We start from the raw sequence: 18,817 nt of genomic DNA on the forward strand, positions 1-18,817 counted from the left end.
ATCGTTCCTCAAACTAACTTGGGTCGTTTATCGATTACACGCTTGGCCTTGCCAGTCATCGTGCGTTCGATGCTGTTGGCTGCCAGCAGGCTAACACGGGTGCTCACGCCCACATAGGTCTTGATGGCATGTTCCAGCTCGCGCGCCAGCGCTTCCACTTCGTTGGAGGTGAGCTTGCCGGTCCACTCGGGGCGCACTTCGCCGATCACGTCCAGCTTGTCCAGGTGGCCGTCGCGGCTCACCACCAGCTGGTATTGCGGCGCCAGCTTGGGCATCTTGCAGATCAGCTCTTCGATCTGCGTGGGGAACACGTTCACGCCGCGGATAATCATCATGTCGTCCGAGCGGCCGGTGATCTTGCCGATGCGGCGCATGGAGCGCGAGGTGGGTGGCAGCAGGCGCGTGAGGTCGCGCGTGCGGTAGCGGATAATGGGCAGCGCTTCCTTCGACAGCGAAGTGAATACCAGTTCGCCGTCCGAACCGTCGGGCAGCACTTCGCCGGTTTCGGGGTCGATGATCTCGGGGTAGAAATGGTCTTCCCAGATCACCGGGCCGTCTTTCGACTCGATGCATTCGCTGGCCACGCCCGGCCCCATCACTTCGGACAGGCCATAGATGTCCACCGCGTCGATGCCGGCGCGCGCTTCGATCTCGCCGCGCATGGCGTCCGTCCACGGCTCGGCGCCGAAGATGCCCACTTTCAGCGAAGAATCGGCAGCGTCCATGCCCTGGCGCTGGAACTCCTCGATGATGTTCAGCATGTACGACGGCGTGACCATGATGATGGACGGCTTGAAGTCCTGGATCAGCTGCACCTGCTTCTCGGTCTGGCCGCCGGACATGGGGATGACGGTACAGCCCAGGCGCTCGGCGCCGTAGTGCGCCCCCAGGCCGCCGGTGAACAGGCCGTAGCCGTAGGAGATGTGCACCATGTCGCCTGCACGGCCGCCCGCTGCGCGGATGGAACGCGCCACCACATTGGCCCAGGTGTCGATGTCGTTCTGCGTGTAGCCCACCACGGTGGCCTTGCCGGTGGTGCCGCTGGACGCGTGGATGCGCACCACTTTCTCGCGCGGCACGGCGAACAGGCCGAAGGGATAGTTGTCGCGCAGGGTTTTCTTGTCGGTGAAGGGGAACTTGGCCAGGTCGGCCAGGGTCTTCAGGTCGTCCGGATGCACGCCTTTTTCGTCGAAAGCGGCGCGGTAGTGCGGCACGTTTTCATACGCATGCTTGAGCGTCCACTTCATGCGTTCCAGTTGCAGCGCCTGCAGCTCGTCCTTGCTGGCGCGTTCGATAGGCTCCAGGTCAGCTGGGGCGGGATTGCGTTGAACCATTGCTGTCTCCTCGTGTTCGAGTTCTGCTGATTTTTGCTTGATTATCTAGCCTTGTTGCGGCGCCACTTCACCGCTGACGCGGTGCGATTTGCCACGGAACAGGGCGATGATGCGTCCGTCCTGATTGCTGACCTTGACGTCGTAAATGCCGCTCTTGCCGGCCAGCGCCTGCTCCACGGCTTCCGCCGTCAGCAGGTCGTGATGGCGGCCGGGGGCCAGGTACTCTATCGTGCAGCCGGCGCCCACCGTGTTTTGGTTGTGGCTGTTGCACGCGAACGCGAAGGCGCTGTCCGCCAACGCGAAAATAAAGCCGCCGTGGCAGGTCTGGTGCCCGTTCAGCATGTCGTCCCGCACCGGCATGGTCATGCGCGCGTAGCCGGGCCGGATCTCGGCCAGCAGCATGCCCATGGCCTGGGTGGCGCGGTCGCGCGAGTACATCGCGTCGCCGGCGGCCTGGGCCAGCGCCTGCGCTTGGGCAGGATCATGGGCAGCGGATAAAACTGGTGCGTCTTTATGCATGAAATTTGGCTCCCGATGCCTGTTTGCGGCGCAGCAGCGGCGACACGCGGTAGCGGTCTTCGCCATATGCGGCTGCGAGGTTGGTCAATACGGTGGCGATGCGCTCGACGCCGACGGCGTCCGCCCATGCCAGCGGGCCGCGCGGATAGTTCACACCCTTCTGCATGGCGGTGTCCGCGCCTTGTGCGCTGCACACGCCCTGGTTGACGGCGTCCGCCGCCTCGTTGGCCAGCATGGCCACGGTACGCATCACGGCCAGGCCGGGCACGTCGTCCAGCTTCGTCACGGCAAAGCCGGCGGCCTGGAACAGGCCCACCACGGCGCTGTACGCTGCTGCGCTGCACTGGTCGGCGGCGGCGATGGCGATGCGGGTGGCTTTGCCGTAGTCCTGCGCCAGGTCGAACACCACCGTGTCCGGATGCTTGTTGTCGGCCGCGCGCTCGGTCGCCGTGCGGCCATCGGTAAGATAGATGGCGGCGCCGTTGCAGTGGAAGGCCGGAGCATGCTCCTGGCTTTGAGCGTGTGCGTGGGCTTCGCCGCTCTTGCGCAGCGTGACGGCAACGCCGCGCTCCTGGAAGCGCGCCAGCACCGCGTCCGTCACGGCCGATGCGCCGCTGGCGCCAGGTTCCACGCTGTAGCTCACGTACTCGGGCTTCGCTTGCGCAGCCTCGCTTTGCGCGGCTGGCGCCGAGGCGCCGTCGCCGTAAGCGAAGAAACCACGGCCCGACTTGCGGCCCAGGAAACCGGCGTTCACCAGCTCCTGCTGGATGACCGACGGCGTAAAGCGCGGATCGTTGTAGTAGGCGTTGAAGACGGACTGGGTGACGGAGTAGTTCACGTCGTGCCCTATCAGGTCCATCAGCTCGAATGGTCCCATGCGGAAGCCGCCCGCCTCGCGCATCACCGCGTCGATGGTGGCGGCGTCGGCGGCCTGCTCGTTCAGCAGGCGCAGGCCTTCGGCGTAGTAGGGGCGCGCCACGCGGTTGACGATAAAGCCAGGCGTGGACTTGGCGTGCACCGGGTTCTTGCCCCAGGCGATGGAAGTGTCGTACACCGTTTCGGCCACGGCCGCGTCGGTCGCCAGGCCGCTGATCACTTCCACCAGCGCCATCAGCGGCACCGGGTTAAAGAAATGCATGCCCACCAGGCGCTGCGGGCGGCGCAGTTTGGCGGCGATGGCGGTGACGGAAATCGAGGAGGTGTTGGTGGCCAGGATGCAGTCGTCGCCGACGATGCCTTCCAGGTCCGCGAACAGGGAGCGCTTCACGTCCAGGTTCTCGACGATGGCTTCCACCACCAGCGCGGCCCCGGCAACGCCGGCCAGGCCGTCGGCAGCCTGCAGGCGCGCGGTGGCGGCTTGCGCGTCCGCCGCCGTCATGCGTTCTTTGTCCACCAGCTTCTGGTAGACCTTGGCGATGTCGGCGATGGCCTTCTGCACCGCCTCGGCGCGCGTGTCGTACAGCTTGACGGTGTGGCCGGCGGCGGCCGCCACCTGTGCGATGCCCGCGCCCATGGCACCGCTGCCGATCACGGCGACGATGCTGGCTTTATCCAGAGCGGCCATGTTTATTCCCCCTTGAATTCAGGCGCGCGCTTGGCGATGAAAGCGGCCACGCCTTCGCGGTAGTCGTGGCTGTAGCCCAGCTCGCGCATCATTTCGCCTTCCAGCTTGAGCTGCTCGGGCAGCGAGTTGCAGTGGCTGATCTGCAGCGCCTTCTTGGTGTAGGCCAGGCCCTTGGTGGGCGCGGTGGCGAAGTGTTCGGCCATGGCGGTGGCTTCGGTCATGAGCAGTTCGTCCGGCACGGATTTCCAGATCAGGCCCCATTGCTCGGCGCGGTCTGCGGTGAGTTTTTCGCCCAGCATGGCCAGGCCGGTGGCGCGCGCCATGCCTATCAGGCGCGGCAAAATCCAGGTGCCGCCGGTGTCCGGGATCAGGCCGAGGCGGCAGAAGGCTTCCACGAAGCTGGCCGACTTGCCGGCGATGACGATGTCGCAGGCCAGCGCCAGGTTGGCGCCCGCGCCGGCCGCCACGCCGTTCACGGCGCAGATGACGGGCATGGGCAGGCTGCGCAGGGCCAGTACCAGCGGGGCGTAGAATTTCTCGACCGAGTCGCCCAGGTCCACGCCCTCGGCGCCGGGTTCCACGGCGCGGTCGCCCAGGTCCTGGCCGGCGCAGAAGCCGCGGCCGGCGCCGGTGAGCAGGAATACGCGCACCGATTTGTCGGCCTGCACCTTGGCCAGCGCATCGCGCACCTCCAGGTGCATGGCCTGGGTGAAGCTATTGAGTTTGTCCGGACGGTTCAGCGTCAGCTTGGCGATGCCGCCTTGGATTTCAAATAAAATATTCTCGTAACTCATGGCGTCTCCTCCGTTGATTCTTGTTGGCGGGTTACGGCTGCGCCTAACCCGCCCTACGATATTCCGTGTATTTCGCGTGCACGTAGGGCGGGTTAGGTGCGCAGCACCGTAACCCGCCATTGCTCACTCGGCCTGGTCGAAGTCGACCACCACTTTGTCCGTCACCGGGAAGCTCTGGCAGCTCAGCACGAAGCCGCGCGCGATCTCGTAGTCTTCCAGCGCGTAGTTCACGTCCATGTCCACTTTCCCGTCCAGCACCTTGCAGCGGCAGGTGGAGCACACGCCGCCCTTGCAGGAGTAGCGCATGTCGATGCCGGCGCGCAGGCCCGCGTCCAGGATGGACTCCTTGTCGCGGTCCATGGTGAACATGGTGTGGTTGCCGTCCATGACGACGGTCACTTCGGTCAGGCCCGCACCCGCGTCGGCTTGCGCGCGCGGCTTGTGCTGGTGCTTCGGTATGCTGGCCGCGAACAGCTCGATCTTGATGTTCGCCTTCGGCATGCCCGCTTCCTGCAGCGCGGCCGAGACGCCGTGCATCATGTCTTCAGGGCCGCAGATAAAGGCGTTGTCGTAGTCCTCCACGCGCACCCAGTGCTGCAGGAACTGCTGCGCCTTCTCTTTCGTGATGCGGCCGTTGAACAGCTCGATGTCCTGCTGCTCGCGGCTCATCACGTAGGCGATGTTCAGGCGGTCCGTGTAGATGTCCTTCAGGTCCGCCAGTTCGTTCTTGAAGATCACCGACGACGAGGCGCGGTTGCCGTAGAACAGGGTGAAGCGGCTGTTCGGCTCCGTCAGCAGCGTGGTCTTGATGATGGACAGGATGGGCGTGATGCCGCTGCCCGCCGCGAAGGCCATGTAGTTCTTGCGGTTGGCCGCGTCCAGCGCCACGTTGAAGTGGCCCATGGGCGGCATGACCTCGATCACGGCGCCGGCCTTCAGCGTGTCGTTGGCCCAGCTGGAGAACATGCCGCCAGGGGTGCGCTTGATGGCCACGCGCAGCGCGCCGTCCTGCACGGCGGAGCAGATGGAGTAGGAACGGCGCACGTCCTCGGCATTGATGTGGGTGCGCAGCGTGAGGTGCTGGCCTTGCTGGTACTTGAAGCTTTCTTCCAGTTCGGGCGGCACGGCGAAGGTGACGGCGATGCAGTCGCGCGTTTCGTTGCTCACCTTGGCGACGGACAGCGGATAGAATTTGCTCATAATGGTTATGCTCTCAGTGGCACTTGAAGTAGTCGAAAGGCTCGCGGCAATCGAAGCACTTGTACAGCGCCTTGCAAGGCGTGGAGCCGAACTGGCTGGTGTTTTCGGTATGGCTGGAGCCGCAATTCGGGCACACGACCGTGGGTTTGGCGACGGCGCCGCGCCGCACACCGGCTGCCAGGTCCTGCGCGCCGGACGCGCTGCGCCGCAAGCCGCTGATGTCGATCACCTGCTGCGCGGGCGGGGCGATGCCGTAGCCTTTCAGCTTGGCCTTGCCTTCCTCGCTCATCCAGTCCGTGGTCCAGGCGGGCGACAGCTGCGTGCGCAGCTCCACCTGCTCGATGCCGCGCTCGCGCAGCGCACCGGTGACGGCGTCCGCGATCACCTGCATGGCCGGGCAGCCCGAATAAGTCGGCGTGATGGTGACAACGCAGGCGCCGTCGTCCGCCACGGCCACCTCGCGCACTATGCCGAGGTCCACCACCGAGATCACGGGGATCTCGGGGTCGGCCACCTCGGCCAGCCAGGCCCAGACTTGCTCAGTGCTGATGGCAGCGGCGGCGTTCATTTACCACTCCGAACCGGGATAGGCGCGCTGCAGGAACTGCATCTCGGCCAGCAGGTAGCCCAGGTGCTCGCTGTGCACGCCCTGCTTGCCGCCCTTCTGCATCCACGCGTCCGGCGACGGCATCGTCAAGGTGGCTTCGCCGAAGATGTCGCTCACGTGGGCCAGCCACTGCGCGCGCAGCGGCTCGGAAGCCGGGGCCACGCCTGCGGCCACCATGGCCTCGTCCACCGCGTCGTACTTGAAGAACTCGCCCGTGTACATCCACAGCTGGTCGGCCGCCGCCTGCGTCTTGGCGTGGCTCACCGGCGTGCCGTCGCCCATGCGCACGATCAGGTCGCCGCTGCGGCGCAGGTGATAGGTCACTTCCTTCAACGACTTCTCGGCGATCTCGCGGATACGCTCGTCGCCGCACTTGGTCAGCGCGCCGATGAAGAAGTAGTGCCAGGTATCGAAGTAGAACTGGCGCATCATGGTGTCGGCGTAGTTGCCGTTCTTTTGCTCCACCAGCAGGCAGTTCTTGAAGTCGTGCGCGTCGCGGTGGTAGGCCAGCTTGTCCTCGTCGCGGCCCGCGCCTTCCAGCTCGGCGGCGTAGCTGTACCACATGCGGGTCTGGCCCAGCAGGTCCAGCGCCACATTGGTCAGCGCCATGTCCTCCTCCAGCGCCGGGCCTTTGCCGCACAGCTCGGACAGGCGCTGGCTCAGGATCAGCGCGTTGTCGCCCTGGCGCAGCAGGTATGCAATCTTGTTGTCCATCGTCGCCTCGCGCTTACAGGTTCTTCACTTCTTCCGGCATCGGGAAGAAGGTGGGATGGCGGTAGACCTTGCTGTTGGACGGCTCGAACAGCGCGTCCTTGTCGCCAGGGCTGCTGGCCACGATGTCGGTGGCGCGCACCACCCAGATGCTCACGCCTTCGTTGCGGCGGGTGTACACGTCGCGTGCGTTGTTGACCGCCATGCCGGCGTCGGACGCGTGCAGGCTGCCCACGTGCTTGTGCGCCAGGCCGTGCTGGCTACGGATGAAAACTTCCCACAATGGCCATTCTTTGCTCATCTTATGTCTCCTCAGGCCGCAGCCTTGTCCTCTTGATGTTTGTCGGCGTAGGCCACCAGCGCGTCGCGGAACCACTCGCCCTCTTCCCAGGCCTGCACGCGGGTGCGCAGGCGCTCGCGGTTGCACGGGCCGTTGCCCTTCAGGACGGCCTGGAACTCGCTCCAGTCGATTTCGCCGAATTCATAGTGGCCGGTCTCGGCGTTGAACTTCAGGTCGGGATCGGGCACGGTCAGGCCCAGGTATTCGGCTTGCGGCACGGTCTGGTCGACCATGCGCTGGCGCAGCTCGTCGTTCGAGAACAGCTTGATGCGCCATTGCGCGGACTGCGCGCTGTTGACCGACTCGGCGTCGGACGGGCCGAACATCATCAGCGACGGCCACCACCAGCGGTTCAGCGCGTCCTGCGCCATGGCTTTCTGTTCCGGCGTGCCCTTGGCCAGCGACATCATGATGTCGTAGCCCTGGCGCGCATGGAAGGACTCTTCCTTGCAGACGCGGATCATGGCGCGCGAATACGGGCCGTAGGAGCAGCGGCACAGCGGGATCTGGTTGATGATGGCCGAGCCGTCCACCAGCCAGCCGATGGCGCCCATGTCGGCCCAGCTCAGCGTGGGGTAGTTGAAGATGCTGGAATACTTGGCTTTGCCGCTGTGCAGCGCGGCCAGCAGCTCGTCGCGCGACACGCCCAGGGTCTCGGCGGCGCTGTACAGGTACAGGCCGTGGCCGGCCTCGTCCTGGATCTTGGCCAGCAGGATGGACTTGCGTTTCAGCGTGGGGGCGCGGGTTACCCAGTTGCCTTCAGGCAGCTGGCCGACGATTTCGGAATGGGCGTGCTGGGAGATCTGGCGTATCAGCGTCTTGCGGTACGCGTCCGGCATCCAGTCCTTGGCTTCGATCTTCACGCCGGCGTCGATACGGGCCTGGAATTCGCGCTCGTCGGCGCTCATGTCCTCGTTCGTCTGAACTTTCTTCAGGCCGGTTTCAACCATCTGTGCGTACATGTTTTGTCTCCTTGGTCAAGGGTGTGAAATCATCATACGATACAATAATTCGTTTGCATACTGATTTTTTGACTCAAATCAAAAAACCGTATCCCTTTGGGGCGAAACGGTGCCAAAATGCGCAGATACAAAAAAAATAATGCTGCGCCGAAGCCGCAGCAAAGTAAACTCCCGGCTTGAGAGAACATCACCCGTGCGCAAGATGAAGACCCTGAACAGCAACGAATGGATAGCCCACTTCCTGGCCAGCGACCCGCCGCGCTCGAAGTCGCTGGTAATGACCATCTTCGGCGACGCCATCGTGCCGCATGGCGGCACAGTTTGGCTGGGCAGCCTGATCGAGCTGCTGGCGCCCTTCGGCGTGAACGACAGGCTGCTGCGCACCGCCGTGTTCCGGCTGGCGCAGGAGGGCTGGCTGGTGTCGCAGCGCGACGGGCGGCGCTCGTCCTATTCCATCGCGCCCGAGGCGCAGGCCCGCTTTGCGCGCGCGCAGCGCCGCATCTACGCGCCGCTGCAGGTGCACTGGGACGGCGACTGGACTCTGGTCATGAGCGGCAACAGCCTGGGCGCGGCCGAGCGCACGCTGCTGCGCAAGGAGCTAGTATGGGAAGGGTACGGCCTGGTGTCGGCCGGCGTGTTCGGCCATCCGGCCGGCAATCCGGACACCTTGGACGAACTGCTGGCGCGCACCGGCATGCGCGACAAGCTGTTCATCTGCCACGCGGCGGAAATGCCGGGCGCGCGCAACGGGCGCCCGCTGCGGGAAATGATAGACGAGGGATGGGACCTGAGCGGCGTGAGCGGCGGCTACCTGCAGTTCATCGCCCAGTTCGAGCCGCTGCTGGCCCTGCTGCGCGGCGGCCACCAGCCTGAGCCGGAACAGGCCTTCGTGATCCGATCGCTGCTGATCCACGCCTGGCGCCGCGTGCAGCTGCACGATCCGCAGCTGCCGGTGGAACTGCTGCCCGAACCGTGGCCGGGCGCTTCAGCCTATGAGCTGGCGCGCGAGCTGTACCGGCTGGTGGCGGCGGCGGCCGAGCAGCACGTGCTGGCCGTGCTGCGCCGCGAGGACGACAGCGCCGCCGCAGCCGGCGGCGACTTCCGCCAGCGTTTCGGCGGACTGGATTAACGCCGGGCAAGGCGGGTTACGCGCTTTGCGCTAAGCCGCCCTACGCAACAACACCGCCAACACTGGAGAACCGTAGGGCGGGTTAGTGCGCAGCACGTAACCCGCCAGCGCCGTCGGCGGCCGCCACCGTACACATCCGGTACGGATAAGGCTCAGTGCCCACCGACGCCCGGTACGCCACACAACTTGCTGGATCATACGCCAGCCCGATCAGGCCCAAACGGCGCGCCGCCTCCGCTTCCATGGCCCTGTCTTCCGGCGCCGTATCCTTGCGGTACTGCGCCTGCAAGGCCAGCGTGCACAGCTGGCCGGACGGCGCCGCCGCGCGGTCGACCTGGGCCTTCATCCGCACATGGCTGGTCAGCCATTCCAGCGCGCGGCAGCCCGTTTCGCTGCCGGTCAAGCCCAGCGAACCGGCGAGCTGCGCCTTGCGCTCCATGCCGGTGGCGCGCTTGTCGGTGGCGATCGGGAACATGATGTAATGCGGCCCGCCGCGCGTGGCGATGAGCTGCCGCATGCGCTCCCGGTAAGCCGGCGATTCCGGAAAGCCGGAACCCAGGCCAACCACCGCCGCATCCGGCGGCATAAACTGCGCCAGCCAGCCCATCGGGCTATCCGACGAAGCCTGGAACACCACGGCGCGCGCGGGCTGCGCGATGCGCGGCGTATCGGCCGCGAAGGCGCGTTCAGTCCAGCCCGCGTGTCCCCAGGTAGTAAAGGGCAGCACGGCCAGCGTGGCGGCCAGCAGCAGCCAGCCGCCCAAGCGGGCCGCCAGCGGCGGCGGCGCCATGGTCTGCAACAGCAGCCAGAACAGCAGCGGCGCCAGCAGCTCCATCGGCACCACATAGCGGTAGATGCTGAACAGGCGCACCCACACCACATACGAGACCGCAAAGAACACCAGCAGGAACAAGGCGCGCGGCGCCAGCACGGGCAGCGCGGCGAACTTGCCTTGCGCTCCCTGCACGCGGCGCAGCAGCGCCACCACGGTCCACGCCGCCACCGCCGTGTACAGCAGCGGCCAGATAATTTGCTGGATAGGCACCTCGGCGATGCGGCCGATATTGCGCGTGAAAACAAAGGGCCACAGCAGCGCTTCGAGCGGGCCGCGCGGCAAGTGCCCCTCGTCCAGCACGCCCAGTTCCGCCGCCATCGGGCTGTGGAAGATGTTGTTAAATTGCGGGAACAAGGGATTGCCGTAGCTGCTCCACATGCGGAGCATCCAGTAGCCCGACGTTGCCGCCATGCCAGCCAGCACGCCCACGCCATACAGGAAGGCGGCCAGCACGCGCTGCCGCAGCGGCGCGGCCAGGGCCAGCAGCGCAACGCAGGCGCCCACCGCAAAGCTCGCATTGGTCAGCTTCAGGCCGAGACCCAGGCCCATGACGGCGCCCGCACCCAGCAGCGCGCGCAAGCCGGCGCCGGTGCAGGACGGCAGCTGTTCCCAGCGGCGCAGCAGCCAGTACAGCGACCACAGCACCAGCAGCGCCGTCACATTGTCGCCCATGGAGTTGCCCAGCTCGGACAGGAAGGCCGCGCTCATCATGCCGGCGATGGCCAGCAGCAGCGCGGTGCGGCCGCTGGCGACGAACTGGCGCACGATGGCGGCCACCAGCACAAAGACCAGGCCGTGCAGCACGCCGAAGGCAAAGCCGGCCACCGGCGCCGGCAGCCATTGCGTGAGCAGGAAATACGGCACGTCGAGCAAGGGATTGAAATAGCTCTGGAAGCCGGCCGGCGACATGTCCAGCGCCATGCGCCCGTTCAGCAGCGCATGCACGTTGTAGAGATGGTAGTTGCGCATGTCCCAGCCGTCGTCCTGGCCCATGGCCAGGGACAGCAGGCCGCACAGCAGCGGCACGATGAAGGCGGCCCGCCGCGCCGCGCGCGGATGCGCCAGCGGCGCGGCCCAGCGCAGCAGCCTGGCTTCCAGGCGGCCCAGCAAACCCGCGCTCACGAAGCGTCCCGGCTGAACACCGGCACCGCCATGTAGGCGAAGCGTTTTTGCTCGATGCGGGCCTTGGTCACGGCGTCCAGTATCAGGCCGCAGACCAGCAGGATAATCCCCAGCAGCATGAGGGAGGCGCACAGCACGGCGGTCGGCAAACGGGGCACCAGGCCGGTTTGCAGATAGGTCGCCAGCAGCGGCACGGCCAGCCCGGCCGACAGCAGCGTGCACAGCAGGAAGCCGATGCCGAAGAAGGCCAGCGGCCGCTCCGATTTGAACAGGCGCAAGATGGTCATCAGGATGCGCGCGCCGTCGCGGTAGGTGTTGAGCTTGCTGAACGAGCCTTCCGGACGCGACTTGTAGACGGTCTCGACCTCGGCCACCGGCAGGCGCAGCTCCAGCGCGTGCACGGTCAGTTCGGTTTCGATTTCAAACCCGGCCGAATGCGCGGCGAAGGACTTGACGTAGCGGCGCGAGAACACGCGGTAGCCGGACAGGATGTCGTTGAAGGTGCGGCCGAACACGGCGGACAAGCAGCCCGTGAGCAGGCGGTTGCCGAAGCGGTGGCCGAAGCGGTAGGCGCTCTGCTCTTCGGTGACGCGGCTGCCCACCAGCATGTCCAGCCCTTCGTCGAGCAGGCGCTCGACCAGCACCGGCGCCACCGAGGCGTCGTAGGTGTCGTCGCCGTCCACCATCACGTAGGCGTCGGCCTCCACGTCGGCGAACATGCGGCGCACCACGCTGCCTTTGCCCTGCGCCGGCACGTGGCGCACGATGGCGCCCGCCTCGCGGGCAATGCGCACGGTGTCGTCGGTGGAGTTGTTGTCGAACACAAAAATCTGTGCCGACGGCAGGTAGCGGTTGAAGTCGCGGATAATCGCGGCGATGGTCGTGGCCTCGTTGTAGCAGGGAACGAGCACCGCAATACGCACAGGGGATGGATCAGGCATCGTAGCAGACAGGAATGACAATTGAGCATTATAGCTGCTCTCAATCAACATTCCCGCCGCAATGCCGCGCTGGATTAGCCTTTATAGATGCCGCAAATAATGACCAGGTCGCCGGTCTTTTCCACATAGGTGGATTTCTTCTCGATGGCCTTGCTGACCGGGTTGGGCCATTTGTAGTCCACCCAGCCGCTGCCCTTGGTGGCGGCCACGTCGAGGAAGGCCTTGATGAAGTGCTTGTCGTCCACGTCCTTCAGGTCGATCATGGATTTGCCGATCAGCTTGGGGTTGCCGCCGTGGGCCAGGGTCAGGCCGGTCTTGTCCAGCACGGCGATGTAGAGGTCGCGGTCCTTGAACTGGCCGCTGGGGTTGCTGATTTCGGCGAAGGCCTTGTCCTTGCCGTTGGCGGCGATATAGGCCGCCGCCTTCTTCACCATGGCCACCGCCTCGTCGGCCGTGCCCACATTGGCCGCCGACGCGCCCTGCACCAGCGAACAGGCCAGCAAGGCCGCAAAGACTACCCGAAACAGCTGCTTCATCTTGGTCCCCTTTTAATTTGAAAGTGCGCCGCACCGGCCCGGGCCGGCGGCCAAGGCAGTGTAGCGCACATTTTCCGCACTAAAAGGTTTTGTCAGCGCGACGCAACAAGGGGAAAGGCGGCAGGACCGCCCTCCCACTCAGCCCACTCGCCCAGCTTATTTGCGCCCGGCGTTGATCAGGTAATTCTGCATGGTGGCTTCGGCCACCGAGGCCCACTGGTTCTGGTCCTGGCGGAATTTCTTCCATGGCTCGTAGATCTTCTTGAACTTGGCATTCTTCGCGGCCTCCTCCTCCATCACCGCGGTGGACAGTTTGTAGGACGCGTCCATGATCTCCTTGGAGAAGGTGTGCAGCTTGGCGCCGTTCTTCAGCAGGCGCGCCAGCGCGGCCGGGTTCTTGGTGTCGTACTCGGCCTGCATGATGACGTGGCACTCGTAGCTGGCGCACTCCACCGCCGCCTGGTACTCCTTGGGCAGCTTTTCCCATTCCTTGATATTGATATAGAACGACAGCTGCGGCCCAGCCTCCCACCAGCCCGGCGCGTAGTAGTGCGGCGCCACGCGCTGCAGGCCCAGCTTCTCATCGTCGTAAGGGCCGACCCACTCGGCCGCGTCGATGGTGCCCTTCTCCAGCGCGCTGTACACGTCGCTGGCCGGGATCTGCTGCGGCACCGCGCCCATGCGCTCCATCACCCGCCCGGCGAAACCGGCGATGCGGATTTTCAGGCCCTTCATGTCCGCCACGGTCTTCAATTCCTTGCGGTACCAGCCGCCCATCTGCGTGCCGGTGTTGCCGGCCATGAAGTTGATAATGCCGTAGCCCTTGTAGAACTCGCGCATCAGCTCGCGGCCGCCGCCCTGGTCGTACCACGCGGTCTGCTGGCGCGAGGTCAGGCCGAAGGGCACGGCGCAGTCGAAGCAGAAGGCCGGGTCCTTGCCGAAGTAGTAGTAGGAAGGCGTATGGCCCATTTCCACCGTGCCCGCCTGCACCGCGTCCATCACCTGCAGGCCGGGCACGATCTCGCCCGCCGCATGCTGGCGGATGGTGAATTTGCCGCCGGTCAGCTCGGCCACGCGCTTGCAGAAATGCTCGGCCGAGCCGTAGATGGTGTCCAGGGTCTTGGGGAAGCTGGAAGCGAGGCGCCAGGTCACGGCGGGCTGCGCCTGGGCCAGCGCCGGGGCTACCGCCAGCGCGCCGGCGCCAGCGCCCAGGGTGGCATTCTTCAGGAAGGAACGACGCTGCATAGGTTCAGTCTCCGGTATTGTTTTCGTGAGGAATCCCGGCCTAGTGTATGACCGAATTGGCAAGCTTGCAATCCCAAGCTTGTGCATAAAACTAGTATCATGTCGGCACACCCGATTTTTTACCGTCAGGACCGAAGCAATGCCTATCAAAATCAGCCACCAATTCGATGCTGGCGCCATCGACGTTCTGCGCGCGGACGACCCTTCCGCGATCGACCTGAACATCCGCAAAGACTCCGCTGCCGACATCATCCAGTGGTTCTATTTCCGCGTGCAGGGCGCCAAGGCGACCCCGCTGACGATGAACTTCCTGAACGCCGGCCAGGCCGCCTATCCGGACGGCTGGAAGGACTACCAGGCCGTGGCCAGCTACGACCGCGACACCTGGTTCCGCGTGCCCACCTCGTATGACGGCAAGACCATGGTCATCGAGCACACGCCGGAATACGACAGCGTCTACTACGCCTACTTCGAGCCCTACTCGTGGGAACGCCACCTTGCCCTGCTGGACAACGCCCAGCTGAACGACTACGTGCGCCTGGAAGACCTGGGCAGCACCCTGGACGGCCACGACATGAATCTGCTGGTGATCGGCGAGCCGGAAGAAGGCAAGCCCAAGGTGTGGGTCATCGCGCGCCAGCATCCGGGCGAGACCATGGCGGAATGGTTTGTGGAAGGCATGGTCGACGCCCTGCTGGACGTGGCCAATCCCTTCGGCCGCCAGCTGCTGCAGGAAGCCGTGTTCTACGTGGTGCCGAATATGAACCCGGACGGATCCGTGCGCGGCAACCTGCGCACCAACGCCGCCGGCGCCAACCTGAACCGCGAATGGTTTAAGCCGAGCATGGAGCGCAGCCCGGAAGTGTTCCTGGTGCTGAACAAGATGAAGGAAGTGGGCTGCGACCTGTTCCTGGACATCCACGGCGACGAAGGCCTGCCCTATGTGTTCACGGCCGGCAGCGAAGCGCTGGAAACCTGGAGCAAGGCCGACGCCGAGCGCCAGCAGGACTTCATCGACGCCTTCAAGATCGCCAGCCCGGACTTCCAGGACGAATTCGGCTACGGCGAAAGCCCGCTGACGCCGGAAACCCTGTCCATGGGTTCGCCGCACATCTCGCACGCCTTCGGCTGCCTGTCGCTGACGCTGGAAATGCCGTTCAAGGACAACGCCAACGACCCCGACCCGGTCACCGGCTGGGACGGCGCCCGCAGCGCCCGCCTGGGCGCAGCCATCCTGCAGCCAGTGCTACTGTCGCTGCGCGCCAACGCCTGAGAAATTATTTTTCCCTCGGCGTGCAGGCGCCGATGGGGCCATATTCCGGCGAATAGCCGCAATATGCGCAAATAGGCGCCAACTGCACGCAATTGCAGTCCATGCTCGGCGAAATCGCCTTCTCGCCGCAGCATCTTGCAATTGAAAGCAGGCAACATTCCTATTACCATGCTAGCAAAGTGGAAAAGCCCGCCTTGAGCGGGCTTTTCCTTGTGTAACTTTTCCCTTATCGGCAACCACCATGACCCAACGGCTCCGCCCGTCCCCTACCCTGCTGCGCCTGCTGGCCGCCGCGCCTGTCTTGATCAGCTCGGCCCACGTTTTTGCCGCCGAAGAACCCGTCAAGCCCGCCAAAGAACCGATGCAAAAGGTGGAGATCAAGGGCGCGGCGGAGACCTATGACGCGCGCCGCAACGATACCGCTACCAAGATCGTGGTGACGCAGGAAGAGATCCTGAAGAACGGCGACACCACCATCGCCGAGGTGCTCAAGCGCCTGCCCGGCATCACCGTGGGCGGCGTGCAGGGACGCGGCGGCGACATCCGCATGCGCGGGCTGGGCAGCGGCTACACCCAGATCATGCTGAACGGCGAACCGGCGCCGCCGGGCTTCTCGCTCGACTCGCTGTCGCCGGACATGATAGAACGCATCGAAGTGATGCGCGCGGCCACGGCCGAGTTCAGCACCCAGGCCATCGCCGGCGGCATCAACATCGTGCTGAAGAAAGCCATCGTCACGGCGCAGCGCGAAGTCAAGGTCGGCCTGCAGGACGACAACGGCAAGCTGGGCACCAACACCAACTTCCAGATCTCCGACCGCAAGGGCGCCATTTCCTACGCGGTGGGCGGCGGCGTCACCTACGGCAAGTTCAACCGTCCCGCCGAGATCGTCACCACCGGCACCAACCCGGCCGGCGTGCAGAACCTGTCGCGCCGCACCGAGCAGACCAGCAGCGGCTCGTTCGAGGCGCTGAACCTGTCGCCGCGCGTGAACATCAACCTCGGCCCGAACGATATCATCACCTCGCAAAGCTTCGTCAACGTGAACCGCTTCCGCGGCGACACGGACGAGCGCGTGAACACCCTGCAAGGCAGCCTGCCGCGCTACAGCGCCACCAGCGTGGACATCGATTCCGACGTGGCCCTGCTGCGCACCGACCTGACCTGGACCCGCAAGCTGGCCGGCGGCGCCAAGCTGGAAGTGAAAGGCGGCGCCAACTACAACAAGCGCTCCACCGACGCGCCGTCGCTGCAATATTTCGCCAACAATGTGCTGGCCCTGAAGCGCACGGTGTCGTCCGACTCCACCGACAAGGGCTTCACCACCACAGGCAAATACTCCACGCCGCTGTTCGAAGGCCACGCGCTGGCCACCGGCTGGGACGCCGGCTACAGCAAGCGCGACGAAGACCGCATCCAGCGCGAAAGCAGCCCGGTGGGCGCGCCGGCCGTCAACCTGGACCAGATCTACGCCGCCGACGTGAAGCGCCTGGCGCTGTACGCGCAGGACGAATGGACCGTCACGGACCGCTGGTCGGTGTACTTCGGCCTGCGCTGGGAAGGCATCGAGACCACCAGCGAAGGCAACGACTACGCGCCGGTGAGCAACAAGTCCAGCGTGTGGAGCCCGCTGTTCCAGACGCTGTGGAAAATCCCCGGCAGCAAGGCCGACCAGGTGCGCCTGGGCGTGTCGCGCACCTACAAGGCGCCCGGCGTGAACAGCCTGATCCCGCGCCGCTTCGCCTCCAACAACAACACCGCCACCAGCCCGGACCAGACCGGCAATCCGCTGCTCAAGCCTGAACTGGCCTGGGGCCTGGACCTGGCCTTCGAGCACTACCTGCCGGGCGGCGGCCTGATGACGGCCAGCACCTTCGTGCGCCGCATCAAGGACATCACGCGTCAGCAGGTGGCCCTGATCGACGGCCTGTACGTGTCGCGCCCGGTCAACGCCGGCACCGCCAACACGCGCGGCATCGAGCTGGAAGCCAAGTTGCCGCTGCGCTCCATGTACCCGACGGCCCCGGCGATTGAAATGCGCGCCAACCTGTCGCGCAACTGGTCGGACCTGGACTCCGTGCCCGGCCCGAACAACCGCCTGGACCAGCAGACCCCGATCAGCGGCACCGTGGGCGCGGACTGGAAACTGGACACCCTGCCGCTGACCCTGGGCGGCAGCTTCAGCTTCCAGAGCGGCGGCCCGGTACGCATCTCGGACCGCCAGTACGCCTACTCGATTCCGAAGCGTTCGCTGGACCTGTACGGCCTGTGGAAGTTCACGCCCAAGACCCAGCTGCGCGTTGCCGTAGCCAACGCCCTGCACCAGGACAACTACAACGAATCGGCCTTCGTCGAGTCCACCGGCACCCTGCGCGACGGCACCATCACGCCAACCACCGCCGTGGTGCGCGCCCTGCTGGAAATGAAGTTCTGATGTAGCACAAAGCCGCCGCAGATTCCCCCTTGCGGCGGCGTCCTCTTGCGCAGATGATGGTTTCCAGCGCCCCGACTGGAGACCATCATGAAAAAGCTGCCGCTCATATCCCTGTTGTTCCTCAGCGCCTGCAGCATGCCCTACCGGCCGGCGCAGTTCATCGAGCCGGCTGCGGCTTTCCCCGGATTGGCCCACTTCCTTGCGCAGGCGCCCGGCCACCAGGTCGACGTGCTGCTGGTGCACGGCATGTGCACGCACGACGCGAGCTGGGCCACGGAGACCGTGCAGCAGCTGAGCAGCGCGCTGGCCGCCAACCTGCCGCCGCCCGCCCCTGCGGCCCGCGCCCAGGCCGGAACCGGCGCCCCGCAGATCGAGATCATTCCCGCTGTGGTGCCCACCGGGGACGGCGCCATCCGCTTCCAGTCGCTGATCTGGTCGCCGCTGACCACACCGCTCAAGCAGCAGCTGTGCTACGACCAGAGCGAAAAATCCCCCATCTGCCAGGGCAGCCCGCCCTACACGCCGCAGCGCGCCAGCATCAACGCCAAAGTGAAAGACCTGCTGATGGACGACTGCCTGCCGGACGCGCTGATCTACCAGGGCGTGGCGCGCGGCCAGATCCAGCAGCGCATGCGCGAGGCGGTGATGCGCGCCACGGCAGGCGCGGCGCCGGACGCGCCGCTGGTGGTGATCTCGGAAAGCCTGGGCAGCAAGATCCTGTTCGACACGCTGGGCAGCATGCTGGACGAGCGCAGCGCCACGCCGGACGCGCGGCGCGCATCCGAAGCCGCCCAGCAGACGCTGGACCGCATGGCTTATCTGGTGATGGCGGCCAACCAGATCCCCATACTGGGCCTGGCCGACCAGGATCTGCCGCTGGAAGTCGGCCGCCGCGCGCTGCCGCAGGACAGCCTGCAGCGCGTGCTGGGACGGCGCGGCGCGCGGCTTGCCGCCGCACCGGGCGCGGCGCCGGCGCTGTCCGGCCTGACGCTGGTCGCGTTTACCGACCCGAACGATCTGCTGTCTTATACGCTGCTGAAGGAGAAGTACGAACGCCCCGGGGTGGCGGTGCACAATGTGCTGGTGTCCAATGCGCGCAGCTGGTTCGGGGCGTTGGAAAACCCGGTCGATGCGCATGTGCGCTATCTGGACAATCCGGATGTGGGACGCCTTATTGCGTGCGGAGAGCCGAAAAGCCAGCTTTGCCGGTAAGGGGCGCTGGCGGCTCTGGCGGGTTACGCACTGGCGTGCTAACCCGCCCTACGGTTCCC

At 65.5% G+C, this 18,817-nt stretch carries 17 protein-coding genes; 4 read left to right on the forward strand and 13 right to left on the reverse strand.

Annotated features, from left to right (window positions below; translation table 11 throughout):
• Positions 1–8: 8 nt before the first annotated feature.
• The 9 genes from paaK to paaA form a co-directional block, all read right to left on the reverse strand.
• Entirely contained in the window at positions 9–1,334 is a 1,326-nt protein-coding gene (paaK, locus tag GTP77_RS14135; RefSeq protein WP_161072798.1) for a phenylacetate--CoA ligase PaaK, read from the reverse strand.
• Between the two features lie 45 nt (positions 1,335–1,379).
• On the reverse strand, positions 1,380–1,853 hold the full coding sequence (gene paaI / locus GTP77_RS14140) for a hydroxyphenylacetyl-CoA thioesterase PaaI (protein WP_161072799.1): 474 nt from the start codon (positions 1,851–1,853) through the stop codon (positions 1,380–1,382).
• Positions 1,846–3,417 (reverse strand): 3-hydroxyacyl-CoA dehydrogenase PaaH, encoded by a 1,572-nt coding sequence (gene paaH / locus GTP77_RS14145; RefSeq protein ID WP_161072800.1) that lies wholly within the window; start codon positions 3,415–3,417, stop codon positions 1,846–1,848. Before paaH ends, paaI begins: the two co-directional genes overlap by 8 nt.
• 2 nt (positions 3,418–3,419) lie before the next feature.
• Complete coding sequence (paaG, locus tag GTP77_RS14150) at positions 3,420–4,211, reverse strand: 2-(1,2-epoxy-1,2-dihydrophenyl)acetyl-CoA isomerase PaaG (RefSeq protein WP_161072801.1); 792 nt, start codon at positions 4,209–4,211, stop codon at positions 3,420–3,422.
• A 123-nt stretch (positions 4,212–4,334) separates the two neighbouring features.
• Positions 4,335–5,411 carry a 1,2-phenylacetyl-CoA epoxidase subunit PaaE gene (gene paaE, locus GTP77_RS14155; protein WP_161072802.1) on the reverse strand — a complete coding sequence of 359 codons (1,077 nt, stop codon included), beginning with the start codon at positions 5,409–5,411 and terminating at the stop codon, positions 4,335–4,337.
• Between the two features lie 13 nt (positions 5,412–5,424).
• Positions 5,425–5,979: a 1,2-phenylacetyl-CoA epoxidase subunit PaaD gene (gene paaD, locus GTP77_RS14160; RefSeq protein WP_161072803.1), complete on the reverse strand. Its 555-nt coding sequence runs from the start codon at positions 5,977–5,979 to the stop codon at positions 5,425–5,427.
• The gene (paaC, locus tag GTP77_RS14165; RefSeq protein WP_161072804.1) at positions 5,980–6,732 is read right to left on the reverse strand and encodes a 1,2-phenylacetyl-CoA epoxidase subunit PaaC; all 753 of its coding nucleotides are present in this window, start codon (positions 6,730–6,732) and stop codon (positions 5,980–5,982) included. It lies immediately after the preceding gene.
• Positions 6,733–6,745: 13 nt separating this feature from the next.
• Positions 6,746–7,030 carry a 1,2-phenylacetyl-CoA epoxidase subunit PaaB gene (paaB, locus tag GTP77_RS14170; RefSeq protein ID WP_161072805.1) on the reverse strand — a complete coding sequence of 95 codons (285 nt, stop codon included), beginning with the start codon at positions 7,028–7,030 and terminating at the stop codon, positions 6,746–6,748.
• 11 nt (positions 7,031–7,041) lie between these two features.
• A complete protein-coding gene (paaA, locus tag GTP77_RS14175) occupies positions 7,042–8,031 on the reverse strand; it encodes a 1,2-phenylacetyl-CoA epoxidase subunit PaaA (RefSeq protein ID WP_161072806.1) in 990 nt (329 codons plus the stop codon).
• A 202-nt stretch (positions 8,032–8,233) separates the two neighbouring features.
• On the opposite strand from paaA, the gene paaX reads away from it, so the two are divergent.
• Complete coding sequence (gene paaX, locus GTP77_RS14180; RefSeq protein ID WP_161072868.1) at positions 8,234–9,160, forward strand: phenylacetic acid degradation operon negative regulatory protein PaaX; 927 nt, start codon at positions 8,234–8,236, stop codon at positions 9,158–9,160.
• 82 nt (positions 9,161–9,242) lie between these two features.
• Here the strand turns inward: paaX and GTP77_RS14185 are convergent, their stop codons facing one another.
• The 4 genes from GTP77_RS14185 to GTP77_RS14200 all read right to left on the reverse strand — a co-directional run bounded on the left by GTP77_RS14185 (position 9,243) and on the right by GTP77_RS14200 (position 13,839).
• Entirely contained in the window at positions 9,243–11,117 is a 1,875-nt protein-coding gene (locus tag GTP77_RS14185; RefSeq protein ID WP_161072807.1) for a glycosyltransferase 87 family protein, read from the reverse strand.
• A complete protein-coding gene (locus tag GTP77_RS14190) occupies positions 11,114–12,058 on the reverse strand; it encodes a glycosyltransferase family 2 protein (RefSeq protein WP_161072808.1) in 945 nt (314 codons plus the stop codon). Before GTP77_RS14190 ends, GTP77_RS14185 begins: the two co-directional genes overlap by 4 nt.
• 74 nt (positions 12,059–12,132) lie before the next feature.
• Positions 12,133–12,594, reverse strand: coding sequence for a cache domain-containing protein (locus GTP77_RS14195; RefSeq protein WP_161072809.1), 462 nt, complete (start codon positions 12,592–12,594; stop codon positions 12,133–12,135).
• A gap of 156 nt (positions 12,595–12,750) precedes the next feature.
• On the reverse strand, positions 12,751–13,839 hold the full coding sequence (locus GTP77_RS14200) for a TRAP transporter substrate-binding protein (protein ID WP_161072810.1): 1,089 nt from the start codon (positions 13,837–13,839) through the stop codon (positions 12,751–12,753).
• Positions 13,840–13,978: 139 nt separating this feature from the next.
• Here GTP77_RS14200 and GTP77_RS14205 point away from each other — a divergent pair, with 139 nt between their 5' ends.
• From GTP77_RS14205 to GTP77_RS14215, 3 genes are all read left to right on the forward strand, one after another.
• Positions 13,979–15,112 (forward strand): M14 family metallopeptidase, encoded by a 1,134-nt coding sequence (locus GTP77_RS14205; RefSeq protein WP_161072811.1) that lies wholly within the window; start codon positions 13,979–13,981, stop codon positions 15,110–15,112.
• 241 nt (positions 15,113–15,353) lie between these two features.
• The gene (locus tag GTP77_RS14210; protein ID WP_161072812.1) at positions 15,354–17,546 is read left to right on the forward strand and encodes a TonB-dependent receptor plug domain-containing protein; all 2,193 of its coding nucleotides are present in this window, start codon (positions 15,354–15,356) and stop codon (positions 17,544–17,546) included.
• An 87-nt stretch (positions 17,547–17,633) separates the two neighbouring features.
• Positions 17,634–18,758: a hypothetical protein gene (locus GTP77_RS14215; protein WP_161072813.1), complete on the forward strand. Its 1,125-nt coding sequence runs from the start codon at positions 17,634–17,636 to the stop codon at positions 18,756–18,758.
• Positions 18,759–18,817 lie beyond the last annotated feature (59 nt).

Origin of the sequence: Pseudoduganella aquatica (assembly GCF_009857595.1) — a bacterium.
Taxonomy (GTDB): domain Bacteria; phylum Pseudomonadota; class Gammaproteobacteria; order Burkholderiales; family Burkholderiaceae_D; genus Rugamonas; species Rugamonas aquatica_A.